The organism is Pseudoxanthomonas sacheonensis (genome assembly GCF_010093305.1).
GTDB lineage: Bacteria > Pseudomonadota > Gammaproteobacteria > Xanthomonadales > Xanthomonadaceae > Pseudoxanthomonas_A > Pseudoxanthomonas_A sacheonensis.
In genome coordinates this window covers 53,758-79,837 of sequence record NZ_PDWS01000003.1, presented here as the reverse complement: position 1 = coordinate 79,837, position 26,080 = coordinate 53,758, and the positions used below count along the sequence as shown (strand labels likewise).

At 63.4% G+C, this 26,080-nt stretch carries 29 protein-coding genes; 12 read left to right on the top strand and 17 right to left on the bottom strand.

Going from position 1 to position 26,080, the window contains the following annotated elements; all coding sequences use genetic code 11:
• Positions 1-5 precede the first annotated feature (5 nt).
• The 3 genes from hemN to CSC73_RS18395 all read right to left on the bottom strand — a co-directional run bounded on the left by hemN (position 6) and on the right by CSC73_RS18395 (position 2,747).
• On the bottom strand, positions 6-1,400 hold the full coding sequence (gene hemN, locus CSC73_RS04070) for an oxygen-independent coproporphyrinogen III oxidase (protein ID WP_163839140.1): 1,395 nt from the start codon (positions 1,398-1,400) through the stop codon (positions 6-8).
• A 154-nt stretch (positions 1,401-1,554) separates the two neighbouring features.
• Entirely contained in the window at positions 1,555-2,529 is a 975-nt protein-coding gene (locus tag CSC73_RS04065) for a L,D-transpeptidase family protein (RefSeq protein ID WP_163839139.1), read from the bottom strand.
• A gap of 29 nt (positions 2,530-2,558) precedes the next feature.
• Positions 2,559-2,747 (bottom strand): hypothetical protein, encoded by a 189-nt coding sequence (locus CSC73_RS18395; protein WP_211840806.1) that lies wholly within the window; start codon positions 2,745-2,747, stop codon positions 2,559-2,561.
• Between the two features lie 236 nt (positions 2,748-2,983).
• Here CSC73_RS18395 and CSC73_RS04060 point away from each other — a divergent pair, with 236 nt between their 5' ends.
• Complete coding sequence (locus tag CSC73_RS04060; RefSeq protein WP_163839138.1) at positions 2,984-3,826, top strand: universal stress protein; 843 nt, start codon at positions 2,984-2,986, stop codon at positions 3,824-3,826.
• Positions 3,826-4,167 (top strand): hypothetical protein, encoded by a 342-nt coding sequence (locus CSC73_RS04055; RefSeq protein WP_163839137.1) that lies wholly within the window; start codon positions 3,826-3,828, stop codon positions 4,165-4,167. Before CSC73_RS04060 ends, CSC73_RS04055 begins: the two co-directional genes overlap by 1 nt.
• A 38-nt stretch (positions 4,168-4,205) precedes the next feature.
• On the opposite strand, the gene CSC73_RS04050 is transcribed toward CSC73_RS04055, so the two are convergent.
• Both CSC73_RS04050 and CSC73_RS04045 read right to left on the bottom strand, forming a co-directional pair.
• On the bottom strand, positions 4,206-4,580 hold the full coding sequence (locus tag CSC73_RS04050; RefSeq protein WP_163839136.1) for a low affinity iron permease family protein: 375 nt from the start codon (positions 4,578-4,580) through the stop codon (positions 4,206-4,208).
• Positions 4,581-4,687: 107 nt separating this feature from the next.
• Positions 4,688-5,620, bottom strand: coding sequence for a hypothetical protein (locus tag CSC73_RS04045; protein ID WP_163839135.1), 933 nt, complete (start codon positions 5,618-5,620; stop codon positions 4,688-4,690).
• A gap of 238 nt (positions 5,621-5,858) precedes the next feature.
• Between CSC73_RS04045 and CSC73_RS04040 the strand changes: the two genes are divergently transcribed.
• Positions 5,859-6,581 (top strand): helix-turn-helix domain-containing protein, encoded by a 723-nt coding sequence (locus CSC73_RS04040; protein WP_163839134.1) that lies wholly within the window; start codon positions 5,859-5,861, stop codon positions 6,579-6,581.
• Here the strand turns inward: CSC73_RS04040 and CSC73_RS04035 are convergent.
• Positions 6,578-8,584 (bottom strand): ATP-binding protein, encoded by a 2,007-nt coding sequence (locus tag CSC73_RS04035; RefSeq protein ID WP_163839133.1) that lies wholly within the window; start codon positions 8,582-8,584, stop codon positions 6,578-6,580. The two genes, CSC73_RS04040 and CSC73_RS04035, sit on opposite strands and share 4 nt — an antisense overlap.
• Positions 8,585-8,592: 8 nt before the next feature.
• Positions 8,593-9,351, bottom strand: coding sequence for a response regulator (locus tag CSC73_RS04030; RefSeq protein ID WP_163839132.1), 759 nt, complete (start codon positions 9,349-9,351; stop codon positions 8,593-8,595).
• A 178-nt stretch (positions 9,352-9,529) separates the two neighbouring features.
• Between CSC73_RS04030 and CSC73_RS04025 the strand changes: the two genes are divergently transcribed.
• The 3 genes from CSC73_RS04025 (at position 9,530) to CSC73_RS04015 (ending at position 12,583) form a co-directional block, all read left to right on the top strand.
• The gene (locus tag CSC73_RS04025) at positions 9,530-10,573 is read left to right on the top strand and encodes a zinc-dependent alcohol dehydrogenase (protein ID WP_163839131.1); all 1,044 of its coding nucleotides are present in this window, start codon (positions 9,530-9,532) and stop codon (positions 10,571-10,573) included.
• An 89-nt stretch (positions 10,574-10,662) separates the two neighbouring features.
• Entirely contained in the window at positions 10,663-11,115 is a 453-nt protein-coding gene (locus CSC73_RS04020; protein WP_163839130.1) for a hypothetical protein, read from the top strand.
• Between the two features lie 184 nt (positions 11,116-11,299).
• Complete coding sequence (locus CSC73_RS04015; RefSeq protein ID WP_163839129.1) at positions 11,300-12,583, top strand: MgtC/SapB family protein; 1,284 nt, start codon at positions 11,300-11,302, stop codon at positions 12,581-12,583.
• On the opposite strand, the gene CSC73_RS04010 is transcribed toward CSC73_RS04015, so the two are convergent.
• From CSC73_RS04010 to CSC73_RS04000, 3 genes are all read right to left on the bottom strand, one after another.
• Entirely contained in the window at positions 12,576-13,244 is a 669-nt protein-coding gene (locus CSC73_RS04010; RefSeq protein ID WP_163839128.1) for a DUF2238 domain-containing protein, read from the bottom strand. The two genes, CSC73_RS04015 and CSC73_RS04010, sit on opposite strands and share 8 nt — an antisense overlap.
• Positions 13,245-13,321: 77 nt before the next feature.
• The gene (locus CSC73_RS04005) at positions 13,322-13,972 is read right to left on the bottom strand and encodes a BON domain-containing protein (RefSeq protein WP_163839127.1); all 651 of its coding nucleotides are present in this window, start codon (positions 13,970-13,972) and stop codon (positions 13,322-13,324) included.
• A gap of 102 nt (positions 13,973-14,074) precedes the next feature.
• Entirely contained in the window at positions 14,075-14,677 is a 603-nt protein-coding gene (locus tag CSC73_RS04000; protein ID WP_163839126.1) for a GNAT family N-acetyltransferase, read from the bottom strand.
• 171 nt (positions 14,678-14,848) lie between these two features.
• Here CSC73_RS04000 and CSC73_RS03995 point away from each other — a divergent pair, with 171 nt between their 5' ends.
• The 5 genes from CSC73_RS03995 (at position 14,849) to CSC73_RS03975 (ending at position 17,628) form a co-directional block, all read left to right on the top strand.
• Positions 14,849-15,100, top strand: coding sequence for a hypothetical protein (locus CSC73_RS03995; protein WP_163839125.1), 252 nt, complete (start codon positions 14,849-14,851; stop codon positions 15,098-15,100).
• Between the two features lie 334 nt (positions 15,101-15,434).
• A complete protein-coding gene (locus CSC73_RS03990; RefSeq protein WP_163839124.1) occupies positions 15,435-15,881 on the top strand; it encodes an Hsp20/alpha crystallin family protein in 447 nt (148 codons plus the stop codon).
• 43 nt (positions 15,882-15,924) lie between these two features.
• Positions 15,925-16,503, top strand: coding sequence for a hypothetical protein (locus CSC73_RS03985; RefSeq protein ID WP_163839123.1), 579 nt, complete (start codon positions 15,925-15,927; stop codon positions 16,501-16,503).
• A gap of 41 nt (positions 16,504-16,544) precedes the next feature.
• On the top strand, positions 16,545-16,853 hold the full coding sequence (locus tag CSC73_RS03980) for a DUF883 family protein (RefSeq protein ID WP_163839122.1): 309 nt from the start codon (positions 16,545-16,547) through the stop codon (positions 16,851-16,853).
• A complete protein-coding gene (locus tag CSC73_RS03975; RefSeq protein WP_163839121.1) occupies positions 16,846-17,628 on the top strand; it encodes a TVP38/TMEM64 family protein in 783 nt (260 codons plus the stop codon). The genes CSC73_RS03980 and CSC73_RS03975 overlap by 8 nt, the downstream gene beginning before the upstream one ends.
• Positions 17,629-17,660: 32 nt before the next feature.
• Here the strand turns inward: CSC73_RS03975 and CSC73_RS03970 are convergent, their stop codons facing one another.
• The gene (locus CSC73_RS03970; protein ID WP_163839120.1) at positions 17,661-19,052 is read right to left on the bottom strand and encodes an MBL fold metallo-hydrolase RNA specificity domain-containing protein; all 1,392 of its coding nucleotides are present in this window, start codon (positions 19,050-19,052) and stop codon (positions 17,661-17,663) included.
• A gap of 104 nt (positions 19,053-19,156) precedes the next feature.
• On the opposite strand from CSC73_RS03970, the gene CSC73_RS03965 reads away from it, so the two are divergent.
• Entirely contained in the window at positions 19,157-20,005 is an 849-nt protein-coding gene (locus CSC73_RS03965) for a universal stress protein (protein WP_163839119.1), read from the top strand.
• Positions 20,006-20,350: 345 nt separating this feature from the next.
• Here the strand turns inward: CSC73_RS03965 and CSC73_RS03960 are convergent, their stop codons facing one another.
• From CSC73_RS03960 to CSC73_RS03935, 6 genes are read right to left on the bottom strand one after another with little or no spacing between them, the layout of a single operon-like run.
• Entirely contained in the window at positions 20,351-21,721 is a 1,371-nt protein-coding gene (locus CSC73_RS03960; RefSeq protein WP_163839342.1) for a sensor histidine kinase, read from the bottom strand.
• A gap of 17 nt (positions 21,722-21,738) precedes the next feature.
• On the bottom strand, positions 21,739-22,428 hold the full coding sequence (locus CSC73_RS03955) for a response regulator transcription factor (RefSeq protein WP_163839118.1): 690 nt from the start codon (positions 22,426-22,428) through the stop codon (positions 21,739-21,741).
• A 24-nt stretch (positions 22,429-22,452) separates the two neighbouring features.
• Entirely contained in the window at positions 22,453-23,070 is a 618-nt protein-coding gene (locus tag CSC73_RS03950) for a tetratricopeptide repeat protein (protein ID WP_163839341.1), read from the bottom strand.
• Between the two features lie 31 nt (positions 23,071-23,101).
• Positions 23,102-23,941, bottom strand: a complete 840-nt coding sequence (locus CSC73_RS03945) for an SDR family oxidoreductase (RefSeq protein WP_163839117.1) — start codon at positions 23,939-23,941, stop codon at positions 23,102-23,104.
• Positions 23,941-24,660, bottom strand: a complete 720-nt coding sequence (locus tag CSC73_RS03940; RefSeq protein ID WP_425502269.1) for an iron-containing redox enzyme family protein — start codon at positions 24,658-24,660, stop codon at positions 23,941-23,943. The genes CSC73_RS03945 and CSC73_RS03940 overlap by 1 nt, the downstream gene beginning before the upstream one ends.
• Positions 24,612-26,051: an AMP-binding protein gene (locus tag CSC73_RS03935; RefSeq protein ID WP_425502270.1), complete on the bottom strand. Its 1,440-nt coding sequence runs from the start codon at positions 26,049-26,051 to the stop codon at positions 24,612-24,614. The genes CSC73_RS03940 and CSC73_RS03935 overlap by 49 nt, the downstream gene beginning before the upstream one ends.
• Positions 26,052-26,080 lie beyond the last annotated feature (29 nt).

The following is a 26,080-nucleotide window of genomic DNA, read 5'->3' as shown; positions in this document are numbered from 1 at the left end:
GGTTCTCAGATGGCGCGGGAGAACCGTTGCGGTTCGCAGGCAGGCTTGTCGAGATATCGGTCGAAACACATCGCGATATTACGCAGCAAGAGCCGCCCGGGCGATGTCACCACGATCCGGTCCGGTTCCATCCGCGCCAGGCCATCGGCGACCAGACGCTGCAGCTTCGCCAGCGATTCGGCGAAATAGGTCGGAAAATCGATGCCGTATCGCCGCTCCAAAGCGTCGATCGGAACTTCGCCCTGGCACATCAGCCGCTGGATCAGATCGGCCCGCAATTGGTCGTCCTCGCTCAGGCGCATGCCGCGGAACACCGGTAACCGGCCCTCGTCGATAGCGGACTGCCAACTGGGCAAGTCGCGTGGATTCTGGCTGAAGGAATCGCCGATGTGGCTGATGGCGCTGACCCCGAGTCCTATCAGGTCGGTATCGGCATGGGTGGTGTATCCCATGAAGTTGCGATGCAAGGTGCCGCGCTCCTGGGCCAGGGCAAGGTCATCGCCGGGCAGCGCGAAATGATCCATGCCGATATAGACGTAGCCGGCGACCGTGAGTTTCTCGATCGCCAGTTCCAGCAGGCCCAGTTTGGCTTCCGCGGACGGCAGGTCGGAAGCGTCGATCCGCCTTTGCGGCTTGAACATCCCCGGCAGATGCGCATAGCTGTACACAGCCAGCCGATCGGGCCGGGCCGCGATCACCGTATCCAGCGTGCGCGCAAAGCCCGCCTTGCTTTGCTTGGGCAGGCCATAGATCAGGTCGACGTTGACCGAACGCATGCCGTGGCGGCGGCAGGCTTCGATGATCGCGATCGTTTCTTCGACCGACTGGATGCGGTTGACGGCCGCTTGGACGTCGGGGTCGAAGTCCTGCACGCCGAGACTGGCGCGGTTGAAGCCGATCGCCGCAAGCGCGCCGACGTCTTCGGGCGAAATGAAGCGCGGGTCCAGTTCTATCGACAGGTCGCGGCTGGGCGAATCCGAAAAGTGGAACTGGCGGCGCAAGGCGCCGACCACTTCCCCGAGTTGCGCCGGAGACATGAAATTCGGCGTGCCGCCTCCGAAATGCAGCTGGATGACCTCGCGGTCGCGGTCGAACAGCTCGGCCGTCATCGCGATTTCGCGGTACAGCCGCGCCAGGTAAGCCTCGCCGCGCGCAAGATCGCGGGTGATGATCCGGTTGCAGCCGCAGTAGAAGCAGGGACTCGTGCAGAACGGCACATGCACGTAAAGGGACAGTCGCCGGGGTATCGGATCGCCATTGCTGGCTTCGGCCGCCTCGCGCAGCGCTTCGGCGCCGAATTCGGCCGAGAACTGCGGCGCGGTCGGATAGGAGGTGTAGCGCGGCCCGGGGCGGTCGTAACGCTGCAGCAGGGCGGTGTCGAAGGCGGGATGGACGGGCATGGACGCAGGCTACGTACTGCATCGCCCATGCGCCTTGACCAGGATCAACCCGATGGCGATGCGCCCGCCGAGGCCCGATCCATCCAAGAAGGATTCCGGCCTGCCTCGGGCCCGCGTCCGGGCGCGAGAATTGCCCGCATGCCGCAGTGCGCGGTCATTGCCCGTCCGCCTGCAGGATTATCCTGCCGGATTCCGGCGATTTCGCCAAAGGCTCATCGGTAATCACCAGAGTGGTTCCGGGAACGAGCTGGTCGTAGACTTTTCTGGCGAAATCTTCCGGTATGCGCAGACGTCCGGAGGCGATCTCGGCGCGCGGATCCCATGCGGGCGCTGGCCGTCCGCGCTCCAGATCGAGGTCCAGCCAGCGCAGGGCGGGGCGGTCGCTGACCACAAGGCTCGGCTCGTCGCCGTCGCCTTCGAGCAGCATGTAGGCGCGGGTTCCTTGTGCCTGGCCGGAAGCCATTTCCACTTTCGCACGGCCGATTTCCGTGGCGTTGCGTACGACGACCACTTCCTGGCTATGCGTGCTCAGCACGATGCTCATGGGCCCTGACGGAGAGTTCTCGGGGAGCCAGGTCGGTGCGGTGTCGTCCGCCATTTCAGGCGGTGCGCCGGAACTTCCGGATGCGGGAAGGAATGAGGTCGGCCGTAGGATCATGGGTTCGGATGCCTTGTCCACGATCACCAGCGTGGCTCCGGTGGTGGTTATTGCGTACAACTTCTCTGCGAAGGCCAGCGGCAAACGGATGCAGCCATGGGAGGCGGGGTGTCCGGGCAGACTGCCCGCATGCAATGCGACTCCGCTCCATGTCAGGCGCTCCATGTAGGGCATAGGCGCATTGTCGTAGATGTTGGAGTAGTGCTCGCGCTCTTTCTGCAGGATCGTGTACGTGCCCACCGGTGTTTCGTAGCCCGTCTTTCCGGTGCTGATGCCGCTGGCCCCGATCCTGATTCCGTTCCTGTATACGTACAACTGCTGGTTCGAGAGGCTTGCCACCACCAGCACGGGACCTGCCGGCGAAAGCGCCGGATTCCACACGAAGCCGGCAGGGCCGGACAGCGGCAACGCTGGTGGTGCGGATTGACCGTCATATGGCGCCAATAGAGAAAGCGCCATCGCGAACATCATTGCGGTTCTCGGGATAAGCGACATCAGCTTCAGCCGCTCCCGACCGGATTTCCCGCATCGTGTGCGCCGGCCACCACCCGCGCCGCGCGCCCGGCCGCATTCGGTCCGGTTGCCGAACGCGCATGGCCGGCCTGGTCGGCAACACAGTCCCCCGCCGCGACTACGCCCCCGGAGACGCCGGCGCGCGGAGCGAATGCCGGCTCTTCTGGGACATGCATGTCTGGGTCATATCGGCGCAGTCTTTGGACGTTCACGCGAGTCGCTCCGATTGGATGGCTTCCAATCTAGTGGACTGTCGCGGGACGCCGGTTTGATCCCGGTCAACCGAATGCCAAGGATTATCCTTGCCCAGGATTACGGAAATCGACCGGATGTTGACCCAGGTCAAATCCAACCGCTCCGATTTGCCGCGTAGTTCGCCTGCGCGAGACCGCGATGCCGATGGAGCAGGAATATGTTCAAAGATATCGTCGTACCCATCACCGGAACTTCGGGCGACAGCTATGCGTTGAACATGGCCCTGGACCTGGCCTTGGCCCATGAAGCCCACCTCACCGTCATGGAGATGGTCAATCTGCCATTACCGGTCGCGGGGCCGTGGGGCCTGATGCCGGATGTGTCCATGAGCGATCTTTATCAGCAGCTGCGGGAGCAGGGAAAAGCGAACGTGGCGGTCTTGAAGAAAAGACTGGAGAAGGAAACGGTCTCGACGGAGGTGCGGCTGGTCGAGGCGCTCTTCAGCGAACCCTCCCGGCTGGCGGCCCACTGCGCGCACTACGCCGACCTGGCCGTCATCGCCGGCGTGCTGGGGGACAGCACGGAAGGCGATATCTCACGCACCTACTTCGGCGGTCTGCTGGTCGAATCGGGACGCCCGGTGCTGGTCATTCCACCGCGTTGCAAAGTACCGGTGCCTCCCAAGCGGATCGTTGCCGCCTGGCGGCCGACGCGCGAGTGCGCCCGGGCTTTCCACGACGCGTTGCCGTTGCTGGCAGCGGCAGAGTCGGTCGATGTCCTGGTGGTGGATCCTGTTCGGGGAGAACTCGGCCACGGCGAGCAGCCGGGGGCGGACATCGCGGCCCACTTGGCCCGCCATGGGGTCAGGGTCAATGTGCAGGTACGGCAGTCGCACGACAACCGGATCGCCTCGGTGTTGCTGGACCACGCCGCGGAGATGCGCGCCAACATGCTCGTCGTCGGCGGCTATGGGCATTCGCGGTTCCGCGAATGGGCCCTGGGCGGCGTGACCCGGGAACTGCTGTTCGAAGCCAACCTGCCCGTGTTCTATTCGCACTGATGGGCAGGCACGTCTTCCTGGAAGCGCCGCAGCTCACGGTCGAGGGACAAGCGCAGGCGCTCAAGCATGCCAAGGATGCGGTCGACAGGAGCGCCTGGTTCCTCGCCATAGTGCGCAGGGATCTGGCCCAGGGGCCAAGGATCGGAACACCGTACCGTCTGGAAGTGCGCCGCGCCCTGGCCGACCTCGAGAACCGGCAAGCCCTCATATCCACCGCTTACGACGACATGGCCGCTGCATCCGCCAGCGGAAAATCCATGGAATTGAAATCGTTCTTCCTCGCTTACGACGAATTCCTGGGCGCGGCCCACGCGGTGAGAATGGCGCAGTATTCCTGCTAGGAAAGCAATCGGTGCGCTGACTTGCCTTCCGCTGCCAGCTAGTCCGGTCTGTTGGAGCGCGACTTCCTCGCAAGCAGCTCGTAGGTTTCGCGATAGCGGTCCAGTGTCGCCTCGTCCAGCTCTTCCAGGTCCAGCAGTGCGTTGCTCGCCGCCTCGGTGGCCCGGATAAGCTCGTCCAGCTTTATCTGCATCGCCTCGGTGTCGCGCATCTGCGTGTTCTGGATCAGGAATACCATCAGGAACGTCACTACCGTGGTTCCGGTATTGATCACCAACTGCCAGGTATCGCTGAAGCCGAAGACCGGTCCCGTGACCAGCCATAGCGCGATGATCAGCATGGCAAGGCCGAAGCTCACCGGCCGTCCGGTGAATCGCGCGATGGCTTTGGCGAATCGATTGAATGAAAGCTGCATGTCTATTCTCTCGTTGGAATGGTCGCGACGTGAGCCCGGCTGCGCGCATGCGGTCGGACCACGCGTCGGCCGACTCGCCGGCTGCTTGTCGAGAGCGATTATCCGCTTCATGCCAAGCTCAAGATCGCCCGTTCGGATTTGCGGAACCGCGGCTCCGGAAGATGATGTTGGCTGGCCAATCGCGTGCAGGCCGAGATCGCCTCCGGTTCCAGGCGATCGCCGCTGTATACCAGCGGGTAGTCGATGGGCGCGTCGATCCAGGGCTGGAAAAGGCCGCGTATCCTGATCTGCTGCAACAGCATCTGCCGTGTGTCCAGAGGATCGGCCCGCATCGGGAGTTCCCAGCGCGAATCCATATCCCAGGCAGACCCGGTTATGGGGTCGAGCGCATCGCTGGCGTTGTTGGCGAATAGACCTATCAGGTGTTGCGAATGAATCGCTGTCGTTCGCGGGTGCCGCGACACGCTGCAGGGCGCCCGGCAAAAATCGCCTGCTGCTTTGCATTGGTTTGTTCCGGGCGCCAACCGACAGGTCCCGCGTTCCTGCATTAGTCGTAATGAGGATTCCAAGCATGCGGCAGAGAGAGTCTTGCCGAGAGCGGACGCGAAATCGCACGCACGCTCGCTTACATAGGAGCATCCCAATGCCGCCAGGGCATCGGCGAATCCCATCACGCCCACGCAGATGGCCGTGGCGGAGGACTTGCCTTCGTAGGTCAGCCAGGCGTCGTCGAGGAATCGCACCGCCAGTGCCGCCATCTCGCTGAACGATTCATAGTCGAAATAGGGCTGCGAAACCTGCGGACGAACGACGAATGCTCCAAGGTTGAGCGTGGCCCGGGGGCTGTCGAGCCTGATGTCGGTCACGCCGGTTCCCGCCCATTTGAGCAGCCGGGCGTCGGGGACTATCCGCCAGTCCTGGAAGGCTTCCACGAAGCGTTGTTCCCATTTTCCGGCGTCGTCGCTTTCGACGCCCGCGACCGCCGAGGCGACGCGCCGCCAGGTCGCGTCGATGGTGCGATCGTGCAGATCGTCGCCCACGCGCCAGCGGAAGTGGGCGTCCCATGTGTCGACCGCGATAGCCGTGGTGAATTTTGTCGGAAAGGACAAGCGCAGATTCCCTGGGTCTGACGCCGACAGAGTGCGCCGCCCGGCGATTCGGCCCGTTGATCGAAGTCAACTGGGCGAAGTTACAAACCGTTACACAGGGTTACTCGATTGAATTCCTGCCGGGTTGCGCGGGGGGTAGCCTTTCGCCACATCCTTCGAGGTCGCGGCCATGCTCCAGGTTCGAGAGTCCCATGATCAATCCAGCGATTACCTGTCCGGCGCAACGCACGGTTGCCTGGAGGCCAGGGAGGTCACCCGCGACATGGAGGAATTGCTGCGGGGAATTCCTCTGCGTCATCGCACGCTGAAGGCCAAGGAGCATGTGTTCCGCGCAGGGCAGCCGCGCCATTCCCTGTTTCTGGTGCACGCGGGCTTTTTCAAAACCTGCCTGACCAGCGCCGACGGCCGCGAAAAGATCACCGGCTTCAGGATGCGCGGTGACATGCTGGGCCTGGACTCGCTGGGCATAGAGACCTATGCGTGCGACGCCATCGCCCTGGATACCAGCGAGGTGTGGGAACTGCCGTATTCAGACCTCTGCGGCTCCCTGCCGGAATTCGAACAGCGCATCACCTCGTTCCTGGCGGCCGAAATCCGGCGCGACTGGAACTGGATGTTGACTTTGGGCACGCTGTCGGCCGATCAGCGGGTGGTGTCCTTTCTGCTGGATATGGCGACCAGGCTGGGTTCGCTCGGATTCAGCCGGCAACACATGATCCTGCGCATGACCCGTGCCGACCTGGGCAGCTTCCTCGCGCTCAAGCTGGAAACCGTGACCCGCGCGCTATCGCGCCTGCAGGACAAAGGGTTCATCGCCGTGCAAGGCAAGGAAATAACCCTGCGCGACCCGGCCTCGATGAACGAGTTGCTGCAGACCGCCGACTGCGGCTAGACGCCATCCTGCAGCAGCGACTGCCGGACCGCATCCAGCAACTGCTCGCGGCGGTAGGGCTTGCGCAGCAGATCGAAGGAGACCGACTCGATTTCCGCGTGCGGGGAAGGGGACGGCTTCTGCTCGAACCCCGATGTGAGCAGAACCGGCAAACCCGGCCGCAACCGCAGCGCTGCGTTCGCCAGCTCTTTGCCATTGCCGCCTTCGCCCAGCAGCACATCGGTGAACAACAGGGCGATGCGGTCGTCGGCATCGAGTTCGCGCAAGGCAGCATCCGCGCTCGCCGCTTCCGTGACCCGGTAGCCCGCCTTGCGCAGGAACGCCACGGCGATGCGGCGGACGGAATCCTCGTCTTCCACCACCAGGATGGTTTCGCCCGTTCCATGCGGATTCGCCGCTGGCTGGGCGCTCTTCAGCGTACCGCCGCCGCGGTCGACGGGAAGGCAAAGGTGGACATGGGTGCCGTATCCGAGCGCGCTGTCGATCCACAAATCGCCGCCGCTCTGTTTGGAGAAGCCATGCACCATGCTCAGTCCAAGTCCGCTGCCGCGCCCGGCTTCCTTGGTGGTGAAGAAAGGTTCCATCGCATGGTCGAGCGTGGCCTGGCTCATTCCGCGTCCGGTATCGGACACGGTGATCAACAGATAGTCGCCGATCGGCAGATCCGCAGGAGTGCCGTTGCTATCGGTCATCCTGCTCACTTCGATGGCGATCTCGCCGCCGCGCGGCATCGCATCGCGCGCATTGAGGGCCAGATTCACCAGGGCCGTGTCCAGCTGCGCCGGATCCGCATGCGCGCTCGGCAGGCCATCCGGGCAGACGGTGCGCAGGCGGATCGTGTCGCCCAGGGTCCGTCTGAGCATCTGGTTCAGATCATGGAGCATCGCCTTCAGGTCCACCGCCTGCGGAACCAGCCGCTGCCGCCGCGCGAACGAAAGCAGTTTCGCCGTCAGTTCCGCGCCGCGGGTAACCGAGCGCAGCGCGCTGTCGATCAGTTCGCGCGCCTCCGATGTGCCATCGTATTCCGATTCCAGCAATTGCAGATTGCCGGACATGATGGTGAGTAGGTTGTTGAAATCGTGCGCGATGCCGCCGGTCAATTGACCCAATGCGTCCAGCCGTTGCACATGCGCCAGCTGGTCCTGGGTACGCTGGCGTTGCACCAGGGCGGCGATCAGGTTGGCGAACGATTGCAGCAGATGCAGGGCATCGTGGTCGAATTTCCGCGGCTGGCGCGAGAATGCGAGCAGGGCGCCCATCGGACGATTCACGTCCAGCAAGGGAACCAGTGCTGCGCTCCCGGATGCGAGTTGCGAAAGCGGGAATGCCTGCTCCCGCGTGCCGGCCAATGAGAAGTCTTCCACCATCCAGGCACGGCCTTTGCGCAGGGTCGCGAGCAGCATCTGCTGGTCGATATGGATGCCGTCGGCATACGCCTGCCCGTCAAGCCCGGTCGAAGCGCGGATCTCCACGCGATCGTTGTCGGCGGAAACGAATGCGATCAGGACCGACTCGATGCCCAGGCTTTCGGCCAGCAGTAGCGGCACGTGGGCGAGGACGTCCTCGTCCTCCTTGGATTCGAGCGCAAGCTGGCCGAACCGTGCGACCAGCGCGTCGTACCCGGCGCGGACCAGCACCTGGCGCGCACGGGGACTATCGGAGATGTCGCGGATGGAAGCCAGGTACTGCACCGTTCCATCGCTGTTGATCGGACTGAGCGCGATCTCCAGCGGAAACTGGGTGCCATCGTAGCGGCGTCCCATCAGCGTCTGCCCGGTCGCGCCCATTGCACGCACATGCGGGTGCGCCATGTAGCCGGCACGGTGCGCGCGGTGCCGCGCCCTTGCGCCTTCGGGGACGAGCATTTCGATGGAAACGCCGACGAGCTCGTTCTCCGGATAGCCGAACAGACTCGAAGCCCGGCTGTTGGTCTGGACGATCAGGCCTTGGTCGTCCACCAGGACGAGCGCATCGGGTACGGCTTCGAAGAGTTGCGGATACATGGCCGGCCTCAACTCCTGATTACTTCCGACGCGAACAGATAACCGACTCCGCGTACCGATTTGATCAGGATCGGAACCTCCGGGTTCGGCTCTATTTTCCGCCGCAACCGTCCTATCCCCATATCGACGGCCCTGTCGAAGGGGCCTGCCTCGCGCTTGTACAGAGCGTCCATGAGCTCATCGCGCGATAGCACCTGTCTTGGCTTGTCCAGCAACGCGCACAACAGCTGGAAATCCCCCGTGGTGAGCGCGACCTCGTCCCCCTGCGGATCGGTCAGCCGCCTGCTGGCCAGATCGAGCCGGAAACCGGCGAATTCGAACAGGTTGGATTGCGCTGTCGGTGCGGGTGTCTGCGTCGGTGCCGTTTTCGCGCTCCTCCGCAACACCGACCTGATCCGCGCCAGCAGCTCGCGCAGATCGAATGGTTTCGATACGAAATCGTCCGCACCCAGTTCCAGACCGACCACCCGTTCGACAGGTTCGCCACGTCCGCTCACCACGATCACGGGCCCGCTCCAGGTCCCCTGCAGGTAGCGCAGCAGTTCCAGGCCGTCTTCGTCGGGAAGACCCAAGTCCAAAAGAATGACATCGGTGCCTACGCCTTCGACATGGGCGCGCAGCTCCGCCCCATTGCCCGCCCCGGAGACCTGAAATCCATGTCCGCTCAGATAGCGCGTGAGCAGCGTGACGATGTCCGCATCGTCGTCGACGATGAGTATCCGCTGTTCGGCGTTGGGAGATGCGCTGGAAGGGCCGGTTGCCGGCATTCGATCGCCTGTTGTATCAAGGTCGCGCTACGGGCCGCCTTCGTACTATAAGCCAAGTCGCTGGGACGCGTCCCGACGACGGGTTGTCGCCGGGCGCCGAGCCATCGGCTTGATCTGGGTCAACGTGCGCCGGCGCGGTAAGCGCCAGTCTGGCCGCATTCCCCGATCGGAGAGGATTATGGCCGCCGTCACCGGCACTATGCGCGCCGCCGTTGTCAGCGCTTTCGGCAAGCCGCTGGACATACGCAAAGTGCCCATCCCGCAACCTGGCCGGGGCGAGGTGCTGGTGAGGATCATGGCCAGCGGCGTTTGCCATACCGACTTGCACGCGGCCGACGGCGATTGGCCGGTCAAGCCGACCCTGCCTTTCATACCGGGCCATGAGGGCGCCGGCATCGTGGCGGCGCTGGGAGAGGGCGTCGCTTCCCTGAAGGTCGGCGACGCAGTGGGAATCGCATGGCTGCACGACAGTTGCGGGCGTTGCGAGTACTGCCTGACCGGCTGGGAAACCTTATGCGAGCGCCAGCACGACACCGGGTACAGCGTGAACGGCACATTCGCCGAGTACGCCATCGGACACGAAAGCTTCGTTGCGCGATTGCCGCCCGACTGCGATTTCGCCGCACTGGCGCCGATCCTTTGCGCGGGCGTAACCACTTACAAGGGAATCCTGGAAACGGAGGCCAGGGCAGGGCAATGGATCGCCATTTCCGGTGTCGGCGGGCTTGGGCACATCGCCATCCAGTACGCCAAGGCGATGGGTCTTTACGTGGTGGCCCTGGATGTGGCTGCCGACAAGCTTCAGCTGGCCCGGCAGGTGGGTGCGGATGCCGCGGTCCAGGCGAACGATCCACAGGCCGCCGAGCAGGTCATCGCCCTGACGGGTGGCGGTGCGCATGGCGTGCTGGTGACGGCCGTATCCACTTCGGCCTTCTCGCAGGCGCTGCGCATGGTCCGGCGCAAAGGAACGATCAGTCTCGTCGGCTTGCCGCCCGGCCAGTTCGCCACGCCCATATTCGATGTCGTGCTGAAGCGCATCACTTTGCGCGGTTCCATCGTCGGCACGCGCAAAGACATGGCCGAGGCGATGGAGTTCGCAGTGAAGGGAAAAGTCCACGCAACACTCGTGCACCGGCGATTGGAGCAGATCAACGAGGTTTTCGCCGGACTCAAGGCGGGAAAAGTGGATGGCCGAGTGGTGCTGGACATCGCCAGGCCTTGAATTCCGGACGGCTCGCCGCCGATTCCGTTTCACGTATTTGCTCTGCATGCAGTACAGCCGTTACCAGTCGCCCAATCAAGGAGTACGCCATGAAGATCGTCGCCGTTCTCGGCCTTGCCGCCGCCTTGTCCCTTTCGTCCTCCGCGCGAGCGGCCGGTCGCGACGTCTCCTGCACTCTGAAATTCTCTTCCACCCAGTGGTCGGTGCTGTACGAGCACGCCGAAGGCACAGGGACGGTGACCTGCGACAACGGGAAAAAGATGGAAGTCGATATTTCGGCGAAGGGCGTGGGCCTGACCGCAGGCAAATGGAGGATCGACCGCGCCACGGGAAAGTTCACCCATGTCGCCAAACTGCGCGACGTGCTTGGAAGCTATGCTGCCCTGAGCGCGAACGTAGGGCTGGTGAAATCCGGCACCGTGCAGGCGCTTACCAACGGCAAGGTGTCCTTGGTGCTCGCAGGCAGCGGCGACGGTTTCGACGTGGGCGTGACCATCAGCCAGTTCAAGATAGAACGTTCGGCGATCGACCCCAGCACCTGACCGGCAGCCATGCCATTCGCGTCCGCTTATCCGTGCGTCGTGACCAGCGTCTGGTGGCCCGTCCTGCTGTTGCTGCTGCTATTGCTGGCGCACGTCGCAGAAGAGAGAATGCGGAAAGCGGCCCGGTCTTTCGATTCCCAGCCGCGTTGATGTCGCATATCGATGCTGCATTGGGGGTGGCCGAATGAGGTTGTCCGACCTGACCGAGGGAGCCGCTTCGCCAGCCGCATCGGCATGGCTGGGAACGGCCGCCGCCGGCTTCGCAGTGGCGCTGGGCATCGGCTTGCTGGTCGGGCTGGAACGGGAGCGCGTAAAAGGCACCGGACAGCGCCGGAAAGCCGCCGGGATACGGACTTTCGCCTTGCTCGCGCTTGTGGGCGCATCGGCGGCGTCGATGGGAGACGCGGCGTTGCTGGTGGCCGGCGTTTTCGTCATCGCCGCGATGATCGTCAGCTACGGACGCACGAGCGCGGCCGATCCCGGTCTCACCACCGAAGTGGCCATGCTGGCTACGTTCCTGCTGGGCGCCATGGCTCTTGCCAGGCCGGGACAAGCGGGCGCATTGGCTATCGTCGTTACGCTGCTGCTTCACAGCAAGGCTCGCCTGCATACCTTCGCCACCCGGTTGTTTTCGGGACAGGAAGTACACGACTTGCTGTTCCTGTCGCTGTCCGCCTTCGTGATCCTTCCCTTGCTGCCCGACTATCCGGTCGATCCCTGGAATGCGCTCAACCCGCGCAGGCTATGGATGCTGGCGGTGGCGATGATGGGCGTCACCGCGCTGGGCTACTTCTCTTTGAAAGTGCTGGGAGCGCGTGCCGGCCTTGCCATCGTCGGGCTCGCCGGAGGCTTCGTGTCCAGCACCGCGACGATAGCCGCCATGGGCGAGCGCGCCAAGACGGCGCAGGCGCTCGTTCCCGCGGCGGCGAGTGCGGCACTGATGTCCAATGTCGGAACCATAGTCCAGCTGGTCGTCGTGATCGGGACGTTCTCGCTGGCGCTGCTGCAGCGGTTGGCCTTTCCGTTGGCGGCGGCGGGCGCTGTCGCGGTCGCGGCGGCGCTGATCGCCAGCAGGCGCTCGTTCGCCAGACCCGCGGATATGGACACGTTCTACGGCAAACGCGTTTTCGAGCCGTTGCGCGCGTTCGGCTTCGCCGGTTTGCTGGCCGGCGTCATGCTCGTGGCCGCGTGGCTGCGCAGCGTGCTGGGAGAAGGTAGCGCGATATGGGTTCTTGGCATATCGGGACTGGTGGATGTGCACGCCGCCGCCGCGTCGGCGGCGCAACTGGAGTCTGCCGCGAGCCTCTCGCCGATGCAGGCCGAGTACGGATTGCTGGCCGCATTCGGCGCGAATTCCCTGCTCAAGTGCCTGATGGCCTGGTTCAAGGGCGGGAGCGCGTATGCGCTCAGGGTGGCTCCCGGCATCGCACTGATGCTGGCGGCGTTCGCGGCGGCGGTGTTCAGGTGATGAACGCATGGGTGGCGCTTTGCCGCGCCGCAGGCCGAAGTCTGCGCGACAGCCATAGCAACGGCATCGCCACCATGCTTCCCAGCAACGCAAGAAGGATGTCCTGGTGCGCGTCCCACGGGTCGCCTTGCGTTCCCAGATAGGCTTGTCCGAGGTCGCCGCCGAAGAGGATGGCGGCGGCCCATTCCAGCAGTTCGTAAAGCGCGGCATGGGACAGCACGAAACTGGTCGGCAAGATCCAGCGCCAGATGCCGCGCGGGCGCGCACGTGCGGCCAGCAGTTCCATGACGGCAGGGGTTGCCAATAGCCCGTACAGAAAATGAACCAGGCGGTCGTAGTGGTTCCGCGAGAAGCCGAAGTGCTCGGTGATGGAGAATCCGAACAATTCCATTGTCCAAAGATCGAAGGGAACCTCGGCATAGGTGTAGTGCGCGCCGACCTCATGCACCACATAGAGCACGAACAATGCGAAGTAGGAAGCGTTGGAGAAGCGCAGACGGCGATAGCCGCATACCAGCGCCGGCAGGGTAGCCAGCACGATAAGGTTCTCCAGCGCCCAATCCCGCGGGTACAGCGGACGGATCGCCAGCAGGCCGGCGATGATCAGGAACGCCAGCAACAAGGCCAACGGGAATGCAGCCTGCTGGTTCGATTGCGGCATGGCTGTCTCGCGGGGCGTCGAATGCGCGGAAGGCCCAGGAATGCTCCAAGTCCCGGAGCCCTCCGGCGCAGCGCGCATCAGTTGATGCGGATGTTGTCCTCGATCGAATGCACGCCCGGCGCAGACCAGACGGCACGCTCGACGGCACGCCGTTCCTCCCAGCCATCGACCAGGCCGGAGAGCTTGACGCCGCCGGCCGAATCCACATCCACGCCGATACGGGCCGCTTCCACCTCGGCATGGCGCTTCAATGCGTCCATCACGCGCTGGCGGATATCCACCTTTTGCGCCGCCGGCTCCAGCGTGATGTTGTTCACCAGGCCCAGCACGCCGGTCAACTTGCGTATTTCGCGCGCAGCCGCGTCGCGCTGGTAGTTCCAGTTGACCCGGCCGCTCAGGGTGACCCAACCGTCGCGCACCAGCACCTTGATCGACTCGCTGGGCACCAGCGTGCTCCAGGCCAGGATGTCGAGCGCGCGCTTGGCGATCTCGTCGTCGTTCACCTTCTTGTCCCAGGGAAGGCGCACATCGAGTTCCTGGGCGATCGCCTTGACGCCCTTGACCCGCCAGACGGCGCGCTCGGCGTCCACTTTCTGGATGTAGCTCGCCACATGCCCGCTCAACGTCACCACTCCGTTCTCGGCCGCTACGCCGATGTTGGCCGAATCTATGCTGGGCTCGAACTCCAGTTCGTCGATTACGTTCTGACGCAGTTCTTTGTCGTTCATGATGCTGTCCTCATTGGTCGTTCGGTTCGTTTGGAAAATGCCGGTGGAAACCGGTTGCCGGTTCCATCGGGCAGGCAGGAGCAATCCTTTGCGAAGAACCGTTCAGATAGCGAGATCCGAACGGATCGCTGCGGTCGCTGACCCCGTATCGCAAACGAGCGAAATAGTGTGGATTACCTGGTGCGGATCCGTAGGGTCGGGACTGGAATGGAAACCAAGCGCCGAAGCCAGATCCCGCATCTCCCAGTTCTCCGCCAAGTCGACCGATTTCATGCTGAGCAGGCCGCGCTCGGTGGCCAGGGTTTTCAGGCATTCCATCAGGGCGGTGCCAAGGCCCTTGCCTTGCCAGCTGTCCGCTACCACCACCGCACACTCGCAGGCCTTGCGCGAGGAGTCGACCGCGTAGCGGCTTACTCCGACGATCTTGTATCCCCCACCTTCGGGCGCGATGGCCGCCAGCGCCACGTCGTTGACGTAGTCGATGTCGGTCAACTGATGGATGAATTCGTCGCTGGGGTGCGCTATCTGGCCGAGGAATCGGTTGCGACGGCTTTGCGGAGAAAGCGACTCGATGAACGCCTTTTCCGCCGCCGCATCCTGCGGGCCGATGGGGCGGATCAGAACCTGGGAGCCGTCGGACAGTGTCGTGTTCCAATGCGGATAGTCCGGGCCCAGATACGCGGCATGGGAAGGCTTGTCGGTCATGGATGCATCCTCCGGTTCGGTATGCGCAGGGTGGCTACTGGAAGGCATGGCCGGATTGACCTGGGTCAATCTTTGTACGCAAATTTTCCCGGTTCGGTCCGCCCACCGGTCCCCGGAGCGTCCGGACTGAGAATCACTTACGCCGCAGGTTCTCTTTCGGAGTAAACAGCGATGTCTTCAACAACCATGCCGTTTCCATTGGAGCCCGTTGTGAAAAATGTGGTCGGTCCGGAGCGTCAGTCGATCGTACTGCTGGTGGGTGGTCCCTACGACGGGCAGGATATCGTCGTCACAAAAGAGGAATGGACGCAGGACAGCTTGATGAGGAACGGACACCGCTACGCATCGGAAAGCATCGCGCCCGGCGTTGGTCCCAACGCAGGCGGAATGCGGATATTCACCTGGGTGGATCCAGCGCGATGACGAGGAAAGACTAAGAAAGCGCTGCTCGCGTTGGATCCGGCTGGCAAACGAACGGCAATCGCCCTTCTTCAAGGGTGCTGCCAATCCTCTGTCGAGCCATGGCCGTCTGCAGGGAATGCAACCGTACCGCATCCTGGACCGCCTCGCCGAAAGACGAGCGCGTGATCGGCGTAGAGCGCGGTATGCGCAATCCCGGCAGGGATCGAAGATCGCCCGGGCAATCTGGTCCGCGGCTGCGGTTTTATTGATCCTGGTCAAGAAGCAGGCCCGCAACGCGCTCATTCTTTGAATGCTGATGGCCGCCCCCTGCGCCATCGCCGACAGGAGAATTCACATGACCATGCTGACCCGTTGGAACCCGTTCCGCTCAGTGGCGCGCTTCGATCCGACCAGCGACTTCGAAGATCTGTTCCGCGGTCTTTCGCTGCGGCCGTTGCTGCGCGAGTTGGAGAACTCGGCTCCGGACTTGCGCATCGACGTCCAGGAGGACGAGAAGAACTACTGCGTGAAGATCGACGTGCCGGGCGCAAAGAAGGACGATATCCAGGTTTCGATCGACGGAAACCAGGTGCGCGTCGAAGCGGAGGTAAAAAGCGAAAAAGCGCATGAGGACCGCAAGCAGGTCCATACCGAACGATACGTCGGCAAGACCTGCCGCGCGTTCGGCTTGCCCCAGGAGGTCGATGCCGACAAGTCGGAAGCCCAATACGACGATGGCGTGCTGACGCTGACGCTGCCGAAGAAAAACAACGGAAACGCGAAGCGCATCGCCATCAATTGAAGAAGGCGGCGGATCCGATCCGGCCAATGGGAAGGAGAAAGTCATGAACCTGATTCCTCAAGTCGCCGCGTCCGGACTGTTTGCGCTCGTGCTCGGCTTGGCGGCGGTCCAAGCGCCTCCGGAACCGCAGCCGGGAGGCGCCGGGGACGCGGAAGCCGCGCGGCAGGAGGCGGCGAACCGCGATGCCCGCCGCGAGGAGATGCGCCGCGAGGTCGATGAAGCAGCCCGCGCCATCGGCGCGTTTTCCAAAGCGGAGAGCGATCAGGCATTGAAACGCGCCAGGTCCGCGCTGGAGGCGATGGACAAGCGCATCGAAGATGCGCGCCTCGACTGGGAGAGGGAAGCCGCACGCATGAGCGCCGACGCCAGGGAGCGTCGCGGGCGTGCGATGGCCGAACTTCGCGCTCAACGCGCCGAAGTGGCCGAACGCTACCGCGCCTTGCAAGGGGCTTCGTCGGCGACGTGGGAGCGCGTCAGGGAGCAGTTCCTGGCCAGCTACCGATCGCTGGCCGATGAAGTCCGCCGTCTGTCGAACGCCGACTCCAGCGACGGAGCGCCTTCGACCGGGGAAAAATCCGAACCCCCGGCGGAACCTGAAGAATCGGGCAAGAAGGACGATTGAGCATAACGGCTGGAGCGGAATTCGAACCTTGGGAGACAGTCATGGTGCAGGATACAGAGCGGCTACGCCGGCAAATGCGCAATTTTGTGCGCACGTTCGACAGGCTGATCGAGCAGACCGCGAACGACGGTTCGGAGGCCGCAGCCAAAGCCTCGACGAGGATCGGACACGGCGCGGAAGACGTCAGAATCGGCTTGCAGGACCTGCAGGATCAGGTCGCGTTGCGGGGACGTCGTGCAGGCAGGCATTTGAAGCGGCAGCTGGGGCGTCACCTTTGGCCCACGGTCGGTATAGCCCTGGCCGTTGCCGCGGCGGTTGCCTTCATCGCGACCCGTGAGCGGCGTGGCTGATCCGACGCAGGAGGATCGCGGAGATTCCGTAGTCCCGGGGGGCGTCGCCGTCCCGGAGCACGATGAGCCTGCCGCGCTCTGGAGCGGCCATCGCCTCAGAATCGGGTTATTGGTGTTCTCGGTGTTCGGGCTTGCTGCGCTGCTTTCCACCCATGCCGTGCGCGAGGCGTTGGATGAAGCACTGAACATCGCGGGTCCGCTGCTGGCCGGCCACCCGTTCATCGGTCCCGTCCTGTTCGTGCTGTTGTCGGCCCTGTCTTCGCTTCTCGTGTTCTTCTCCAGTGCTGTCCTGGTGCCCGTGGCGGTGTACGCGTGGGGTGACCTGGCCACGATCTTCCTGTTGTGGTGCGGATGGTTGCTGGGCGGAACAGCGACCTATGCCATAGGCCGAATGTTCAACAAGCCGTTGTTGCCTACCCGCCGCTTCGCATCGGTAACGGCGACCTACCTGGACAGGATGCCGGCCCGTCTCAGCTGGCCGCTGGTGTTCCTGATGCAGCTGGCGCTTCCCTCGGAAGTGCCTGGTTACCTTTGTGGATTCCTGCGCGTGCGTTTCCGCGTCTACGCCACGGCGGTGGCCGTGGCCGAGATTCCCTACGCAGCGGGTATGGTGTTACTCGGTGAAAGCGTAGTCCATGCGCGTCCCGGTTGGTTGATCGCACTGGGTCTGGCCGCCGCGGTCCTGCTGGGCGGCGCCATGTTCATGCTGCGCATGCGGCTTCGGTCGGAAATCCCGGCGCCCCACCCATCGGTGCCGGTCGAAGACATTCCGTAGGCGCGTCTGGGGATTCCGGAGCGCGGGAAGCGTCATGCCAGATCGGCGTATTCCAGATACTCCGGAATGTGCGCCGTCCAGCCAAGCTCGCGTTGTATGCGCACGCGCAAGGCGTCGGCCGCATCGGGTTCGCCGTGGGTCACGAACACACCGTGTGGCCGGCGGGGCGCCTGGCGCAGCCAAGCGAGGATCTCGTCGGCATCGGCGTGCGCCGAGGCCGCGGAGAGTTGGACTACCTCGGCACGAATCGGGACATCCTGTCCATAGATCCGTACCGTTTTGGCGCCCGCCGCGATGGCGGCGCCCCGGGTACCGCCGGCCTGGAATCCACACAGGATGATGGCATTTTTAGGGTCCGGGGCGAATGCGATGAGATGATGCAGGACGCGCCCGCCGGTGACCATTCCGCTTGCAGAAACGATCACCATCGGCCCCTTGCGCCGATTGAGCGCTTTGGATTCCTCGGCGCTGGTAACCATCCGGGTTATCCGCTCGAGTTCATCCAGGCCGGCGCTGTCGATACGATGAAGGTCGGGATAACGCCGATACAGATCGGTGACGCCCGTCGCCATGGGGCTGTTCAAGTACACCGGCACGGCCGGAACCTCGCCAGCGTTCTGCAACTGGGCGATGATGTGCAGCAGAAGCTGCGCACGCCCCACGGCGAATGCCGGGATCACCACGACGCCGCCACGGGCGGCAACGCGGCGCAGCGTCTTGCCCAGCTCTTCCTTGAGAGTTTCCGGTGGATGCGCACGGTCGCCATAAGTGGACTCGGTGACGATCCAGTCCGAATCGGCCGGAGGCAAAGGCGCGGGCATGACTGGATCATGCGGCCGGCCGAGGTCTCCGCTGAAGGTGATGCGCTTGCCTTGGCATTCGAGCGTTACCGCTGCCGCGCCCAGGATATGGCCCTGCAGACGCAGGCTGGCTTTAACCCCAGGCACCGGCTCGAAGACCTCTTCGAACGCTACGCCGCGCAGCTGCCGCAAGCTCCTGTTCGCGTCCTGTTCGCTGTAGAGCGGCTCCGCTGGATGATGCTTGGACGTGCCTGCCCGATTGGCGTATCCGGCTTCCTCTTCCAGCAGGCGCCCCGAGTCGGGCAGCAGGATGCCGCACAAACTGCCGGTCGCCTGCGTGCACCACACCGCACCGTTGAAGCCCGAACGCACGAGGCGGGGCAGGTAGCCGCTATGGTCGAGATGGGCATGGGTCAGGACCACCGCGTCGATCGACGCCGGATCGACCGGGAAGGGCGCCCAATTCCTCAACCGCAACGGCTTGTAGCCCTGGAACAGCCCGCAGTCGACCAGGATTCTGCGGCCGCCTGCTTCGACCAGGTAACGAGAGCCCGTCACGGTTCCGTTGGCGCCGAGAAACTGCACCCGGAATCCGGTTTTCGGGTTTGAAGAGTCCGTCGTCATGGGTATCGATGATGGCCCGGGCGCCAAAATGTTCGTTGATCCAAGTCAATTCCTCTCAAGACGGGCGAGGTCATCCTGAAGCCTCTTACGACGGAGAGTTCGCCATGGTGGACATCGCAGCGCCAGCAGATCTGGTTGTCTTTCTCGAGCCCGCTCGGGAGCGCGACTCGCGGCTACGCTATGCGGCTTTGCTGGCGAAACAGTGGCGTGCGCACCTGATCGCCACCTTTGTCGTTCGTGAACTCGCGTTGGAGCCGTATGCGGGTTTCGCGGTAGGCGCCGCTCTGACGGACATGCTGGCCGAGCACTCGAAGGCGGCAGCGGAATCGCTCTCCAGGGCGCGGGAGGACTTCGACGCACTTGTGCACAACCGAAGCTTCAGTTCGGAGTGGCGCGTTTCGGACAATGAAGACAGTGAGGCATTGATGCAGCACGCGCGGCATGCGAGTTTGGCGATTCTCGGCCCTCCCGCTTGTCGGCAGAACAGAACCACGCGTCTAGGCTTATCGGAACGCTTTATTTTCGAGTCAGGCCGTCCCTGCTTGCTCCTGCCGGAAGATTGGCCGGAAGACCGGACCGCGCGACGCATCGTAGTCGGCTGGAACGGAGGGCGGGAAGCGGCGCGGGCGATTGCCGACGCCATGCTGTTCCTGGCCTTGGCCGAATCGGTGCATTTGGTCGTCGTACCGGAAGGACGCTTGCGGGGCTCCTACGGATCGGAGCCTGGTGCGGACATGGCCGCGCATCTGGCGCGGCATGGCGTGCAGGTGACGCTTGAACAGCACACGGGCACCGATGCCGGAGCAGTACTGCTTGAGCGGTGCAGAGACCTCGGTGCGGACATGCTGGTGGCCGGCGGCCGCGCGCATCCGCGCATCAGCGATCTCTTGCTGGGCGGCGCCACGCGGACGATATTCGAAGGCGTGGAGGTGCCGCTGATGATGTCCCGATGATCGCCTGGCCGGGGGCTGCTGATTGCGGTACTCATCCTCGGCTGCCCGATCGCCATAACGATGAAGGGTGGATCGACTTTGTTGGGTCTGCCGTTCCTTGGTTGATGGTGCCATGGTTGTTTTGGTCGATCTTCCGCATCGGAGAAGAACGATAACTTCTGCCCTCAAGAGCAAAGTAATTCCGAATCCCGGGAAGTCCGAGATGCGCTGACCGAAAGAGCAGCGGTCCCCAGTGTCGGTCGGCGCCGTCGGTTCGGGTGCCTCATATCCGACACGGGCTGGTCGGTTGCTTGGGCTTTCTCGAGATTTACCTTGACGGAAGAATGCAGCGGCCCGCGAGGCGGATTAGGTCGTGTGGCGCGGAAGCCAAACGGTGGCTGCTAGTCCTCCAAGCGTTTCGGAGGTACCCAAGGTTATGCGGCCGCCATGGTCATCGATGATTTTCCGCACAATGGCTAAACCCAGTCCACTGCCTTCTACGTCACTTCCTACGATTCGATGGAAACGATCAAATACGCGATCACGCGACTCCTCGGGAATGCCAGGCCCAGAATCCTCGATTTCCAGCCTTGCCCAGTCCGGCTCGACGCTGGTCGAGACCATGATGGTTCCACCATCGGGCGTGTAGCGAATTGCATTCTCCAAGAGATTGCGGACAAGGGGTCCCAAGGCCAGTTCATCGCCCAATACTCGGGTGTCGGCCAGTTGAAGACGGATTGTCTGCCGTTTTTGTAGGGAAAGCGGCTTTATCTCATCAATCTCCACGCGTACGAGTGCGCCCAGATCCACGTGTGTTTGCAGTGGATCTTGGGAAGCCCTTTCGGCTCTATTCAGAGAAAGCAACTGCGCTACGAGGCGCTCAACACGCGCGATGCTTTGATCAAGATGTTCCTGTGAAGCGCGGCGCTCGCTCGCGTCTGCGGCTTCGCGCGCATTGCAGGCGTGGACTTTGAGCGCGCTGATAGGCGTGCGGAGTTCGTGAGCCGCATCTGCGATGAATTGGCGCTCGCGCGCCAAGGCGGCATCCAGACGATGGAGCAGGCCATTGACCGCGCGCACTAGGCCGTGCGTTTCAAGCGGAAGGTTGCCCGTATCCAGGGGCGACATCCGCTCTGGATCGCGTTCGCCGATCTCGTCGGACACGCGCGACAACGGCCTCATCGCCCAGATGACGGTTGCCCAGATCGCCAGGGCCATCAATGGAAGTGCCAGGAGCAGGGGTAATAGCGTGCCGATGGCGATGTCCTCGGCAAGCTCCTGGCGGATGTCGGCACGCTCTGCCGATTGGAACCATCGACCGGGCGGCGAGCGCAGCGTGAATACCCGCCATTGCTCGCCGTCGATCAGCGCATCCGAATATCCTGGCGAAAGCGGGGCCAGCTTTGTCTCGGGCGCACTGTCCGATCGCAACATAAGATGGCCCTGCGCATCCCATACTTGGAAGGCGAGCTTGTTCTCGTAGGCGTGGCCATCCTTGAACGCCAGCGCCTCGCCTACACCCTGGGCCCGACCATGCCAGCCGCGCAGCACGATCGGTTGCCCGGGATACTCGGTAAGGTCGCTAAGCGGCTCGTCCACGAGGTTCAGCAACACCCGCGAGGATTGCACCAAGCGAGCGTCAAACATCTCCCCGGCCTCTTGCAAGCCCGCCCGATAACTGAGCACGGCAGCCAAGGTCATAAGTACCGTCAACACTCCGAGGAGTGAGGCCAGCAAGGTCCGACGGATAGAATTCATTCGGCCTTGCCATCGGGCAAGACGGCGGAGGGCCGGTCCATCGCGTATCCGATCCCGCGCACGGTGCGTATCAGTCCTGGCTCAAGCTTCCGCCGCAGCTGGTGCACGTGAACATCCACAGCGTTGCTGGCCACGTCTTCTTCCCACCCATAGAGGTGCCGCTGAATGGTTTCGCGCGCCATCGGACGGCCGTGTTGCTCCATCAGTAAACGAAGCAGGGCGAATTCGCGTCGAGTCAGATCGAGCGAGCGGCCGTGCCAGGTGGCCGTCAAACGGGCGGGATCCAAACGCAGTGCGCCAGATTCCAGCGTGGGTTGCGCGCGACCGGCACTACGACGGAGAAGCGCGCGCACCCGCGCGAGCAGCTCCGCGGTATCGAATGGCTTGCCCAGGTAGTCATCCGCACCGACATCCAGGCCCAGCGTGCGATCGGTGGAGCGCTCGCGTGCGCTGAGCACGAGGATGGGCACGCCGCCACCGGACGCCCGCACTTGCCGGATCACTTCGATGCCGTCCATCCGGGGCAGCCCCAGATCAAGCACCACCAGATCGATGTTGCCATCGTTGATGGCCGCTAGCGCACCGGACCCGTCTTTCACCCAATCCACAGCGAAAGCGGCTCGCTTCAAAGCAGTCTGGATGCCTTCTCCCAGCGATGCGTCGTCTTCGGCCAACAGTATTCGCATGCGGCAAGTCTGGTCCTGGCCCGTCTACTTGGCAAGGTGGGCGCGCACCTCATCCAATTTGGCCGCGGCCTCCTTGCGACGCCCTGCATCGGCGACCTCACGACCGGGGCGGGCAGGTGCTGCCAGCGCCTTCTCGAAAGCTGCCTTGGCTCCTGCCCAGTCCTTCTGGTCCCGCAGGAAGTCGCCGTAGAAGTAGTTCGCATCGATGCCATCGGGATCGATGGCCAGACCTTTCTTCAACATGGTGCGCGCGGTGTCGTCATCGCCGAACCCGAGCGGCCAGCCGGGTACCTGATAGTAAAGCGCGCCCAGGCTTGTGTAGGCAGCGCCATTCAGCGCGCCAGGTTCGAGCTTCAGTGCGGCCTCGAAATCCGCGCGCGCCTGCTTGACCAATCCCAGTGCCCCCATGCCGCCTTTCTCGCCGGCCAGGCTGGACAACACGATGCCTTCCCAGATGAGCGCGGCCGCGTCGCGCGGCTGCGCCTGCTTGGCACTGCCGGCCTGCTTGGCAAGACTCTCGAAGGCTGCTTCTCGTTGTGGCTTCGGCACTTGGTAATTGATTTGCGCCCACCGGTCCCGTATTGCCTGGACATTGGACGCGGCATTCGGTCCGGCGGTGCAGGCCAGACAAACCAGTACCATCGTCGCGCCGAGGATCAGGATAAGCATGTTGTTAACGCGGGACCGTTTCATGAGACGTTTCCTCCGGGGATGGCCGTCCCTGCCTTTGGGCGTGGCGACGGATGATGGACAACTGGCCGCGCAGACTGCTATCGACCAGGGACGGCAAGATTCCGTTGATGCGTACAAAGAGTTTTTCCGGCCAACCCAACTGTCGCCGGGGTTCGCCGCGGATGATGGATTCGACTAACTTTTCCGCCACCTCTTCTGGCGGGTCCGAAGCGACTTTCAGCTCGGTATTGAGTGCGTCCACTGCCGGTGTATTGAACGCCGTGCGCGTTGCCCGCGGAGCCAGATACTGAAAGCGAAGCGACGTGTCGGCATATTCGCGTGCCAACGCCTCCATCAATCCACGCAGGCCGAACTTGCTGGCGCTGTAGGCGGCGAAAGCCGGATAGCCCAGGCTCCCGAAAGTGGATCCGATCACCACCACCGAAGCCTGGGCTTGCGCGCGCAAGATCGGCAACAGGGCGTGTATCAGCAAGGTCGAACCGACCAGGTTGGTTTGCAACATAGCTTCCAGAGCGGCCGGATCCTGCTCATCGAACAGCCCGAACGCGCTTTGTGCGTGCCCGATCACCAGCAGTGAAGGTGGCGACTGCAGTTCCCGAACCGCCTGCAGCAGGTGTTCCCGACCTTCTGCGGTGCCTAGGTCGGCCAATACGCTATGCCCCCGTCCTGCGGGCAGACCGCGCTGCAGCTGATCGAGTCGATGCTGATTGCGACCCACCGCCAGAATGGAGGCGCCAGCCGCGGCCAATGCCCTGCACAACGGCGCGCCGATGCCGCCGCTTGCACCGGTCAGTATCACGGTCTTGCCGGCCAGATCCATCACGCTGCCTCGGCCAGCCGTACGCCATCGGTACGCAAGGTTCGGAAGATGTCGCCATAGAGTACGTAGAAGCGGCGAGCGGCATGGATCACGGCCTGCTGATCGCCTGCGTCATCCAAGCGGTCCATCAGGCCCTCGAAGAAGCCGACATGTTCGATATCGAGGTCGCCGTGCGAGAGTAGGTAGCTGAACGCGTTGCGTGGCAGATCGAGCGACGCCTGGATGCTATTGGCGGCCCGCGTGGCCAGAGCGACGCTCGTACCTTCCAATACCAGCACCATGCCGAAGAAACCGACCGGATTGCCCCGCTGGATGGTGTCGTAGGCATAGCTCACCATCAGTTCGGTGGCCAACGACGGCGAAGACGCGGCTGCTTCGGCACGATCCGCGCCACACGCAGCCAAATCATCCAGGATCCATTCCTGGTGCCCCATTTCTTCCTCGATATACTCGCCAACAGCCGTGCGCAGCCACTCCAATCGTGCCGGCAGACGAGCGCCGCAAGCCATCAGCAGCGGCACGGTGTGGCGCACGTGGTGGTAGGCCTGGCCCAGGAAAGCGACATAGTCGTCGCGGGCAATGTGGCCGCCCAGCGCGGACTGAATGATAGGAATCGAAACCAGGGCAGCGCGTTCCCGTTGGGTCTGGTCAAGCAGTTCGGTATGGAAACTCACGCGATAGCTCCGGAAACAACAACGGCGGGTGGGCGGCGGTAGCATTCGTCTACCGCAGCTTGGTACTGCGACAGGATCGCTTCGCGTCGCGGACGTCCATTGCTTGTCAGCAGCCCGTTGGCCGCACTGAAAGGCGACGGGGCCCTGACGAAGCGCGCGATGCGTGCGTAGTCGGGCAGGTCGGCGTTGACCTCGGCAAGGGCCCTGACAAGAGCGGCGTCATCCAGGTCGCCGCGTCGCGGCACCAGCACTGCCACGTTGTCCGCCTGCGCCTCTCCCCACACCACTGCCTGGGCAAGGGCAGGGTGGGACAGCAACTCGCTCTCCACCCATTCGGGCGAGACATTCCTGCCAAAGGCCGTAATGAAAACATTCTTGCGTCGCCCGGTGACATGCAGGAACCCGTCCTGATCGAGGTGTCCAAGGTCGCCAGTACGGATAGGGCCTTCGGGGAGGGTTTCGTCTCCGAGATAGCCGAGTGCGCGTGCGCCCTCTACCTGGATCTCGCCCTCTACGACACTGATGCTTGCGTGCGGCAATGTCTGCCCAACGGTGCCGTCCCGATTGGCGCCGGGACGGTTAAGACAAACCACCGACGCGCATTCGGTCAGCCCATAGCCCTCATATACCGGCAATCCAGCCGCGCGCGCGCGCGCGAGCAGCGATGGGCCGACGCGACCTCCACCTACAGCCAAGTAGCGCAACGAAGGCGGCAACGGAGCCCCCTGTTCTGCCGCCATCACTAGCGCAAGCAGCAATTGGGGAACGAGAATGACGCTCTCGGGCTGGAATCGGTGCAGGCAGCGCAGCAAGGTAGGCACATCGAGCCCCGAGGCACCGGTGTAACCGATCTCTGCCAGCGTCGGCAGCACTATCTGCGCATCGGCCAGCAACGTGGCGTATAAACCAGCGACATTCTCCAGCAGCGTCGACAATGGCATCAGGCAAAGATGCCGGGTAGGCGAAATGGCGGATGACGCCTGCACCAGCGATCCAGCCACTTCCAGCAAGGCGGTCGTGCTCAGGCACACGCCCTTCGGACGACCGGTCGTTCCGGAGGTATAGGTAATGCAACTCGTATCAACGGGTAGCAAAGCCTGGGAATCGCCGGCAATGCGCCAGTACGCGAGGTTGCTGTCATCGAGCATTCCTGCCAGTTCCTCCGTTCCCACGGGCATGGGCGCATGCGGAGCGGTAATGACGCATTGAGCACCGCTCGATTTCAGCGCGTGGTCCGCTTGGCTGGAGGAAAAGAATGTCGGAAGCGGTATGTGAACCGCTCCAAGCTCGCGCAGCGCCAGATCGAGGATCAGCCAATGCGGGCCGTTATCCAGCTGGCTGGCAACGCGCCTGACGCCCGCGCTATCCAGATCTTCGGCGAGGCGCTTGATTCGATCGGATAACGCTGAGTCGCTGATCGTTCCGTCGGCGGTGATAACGCGGGCGTCCCGACCGCGCAGCGCAT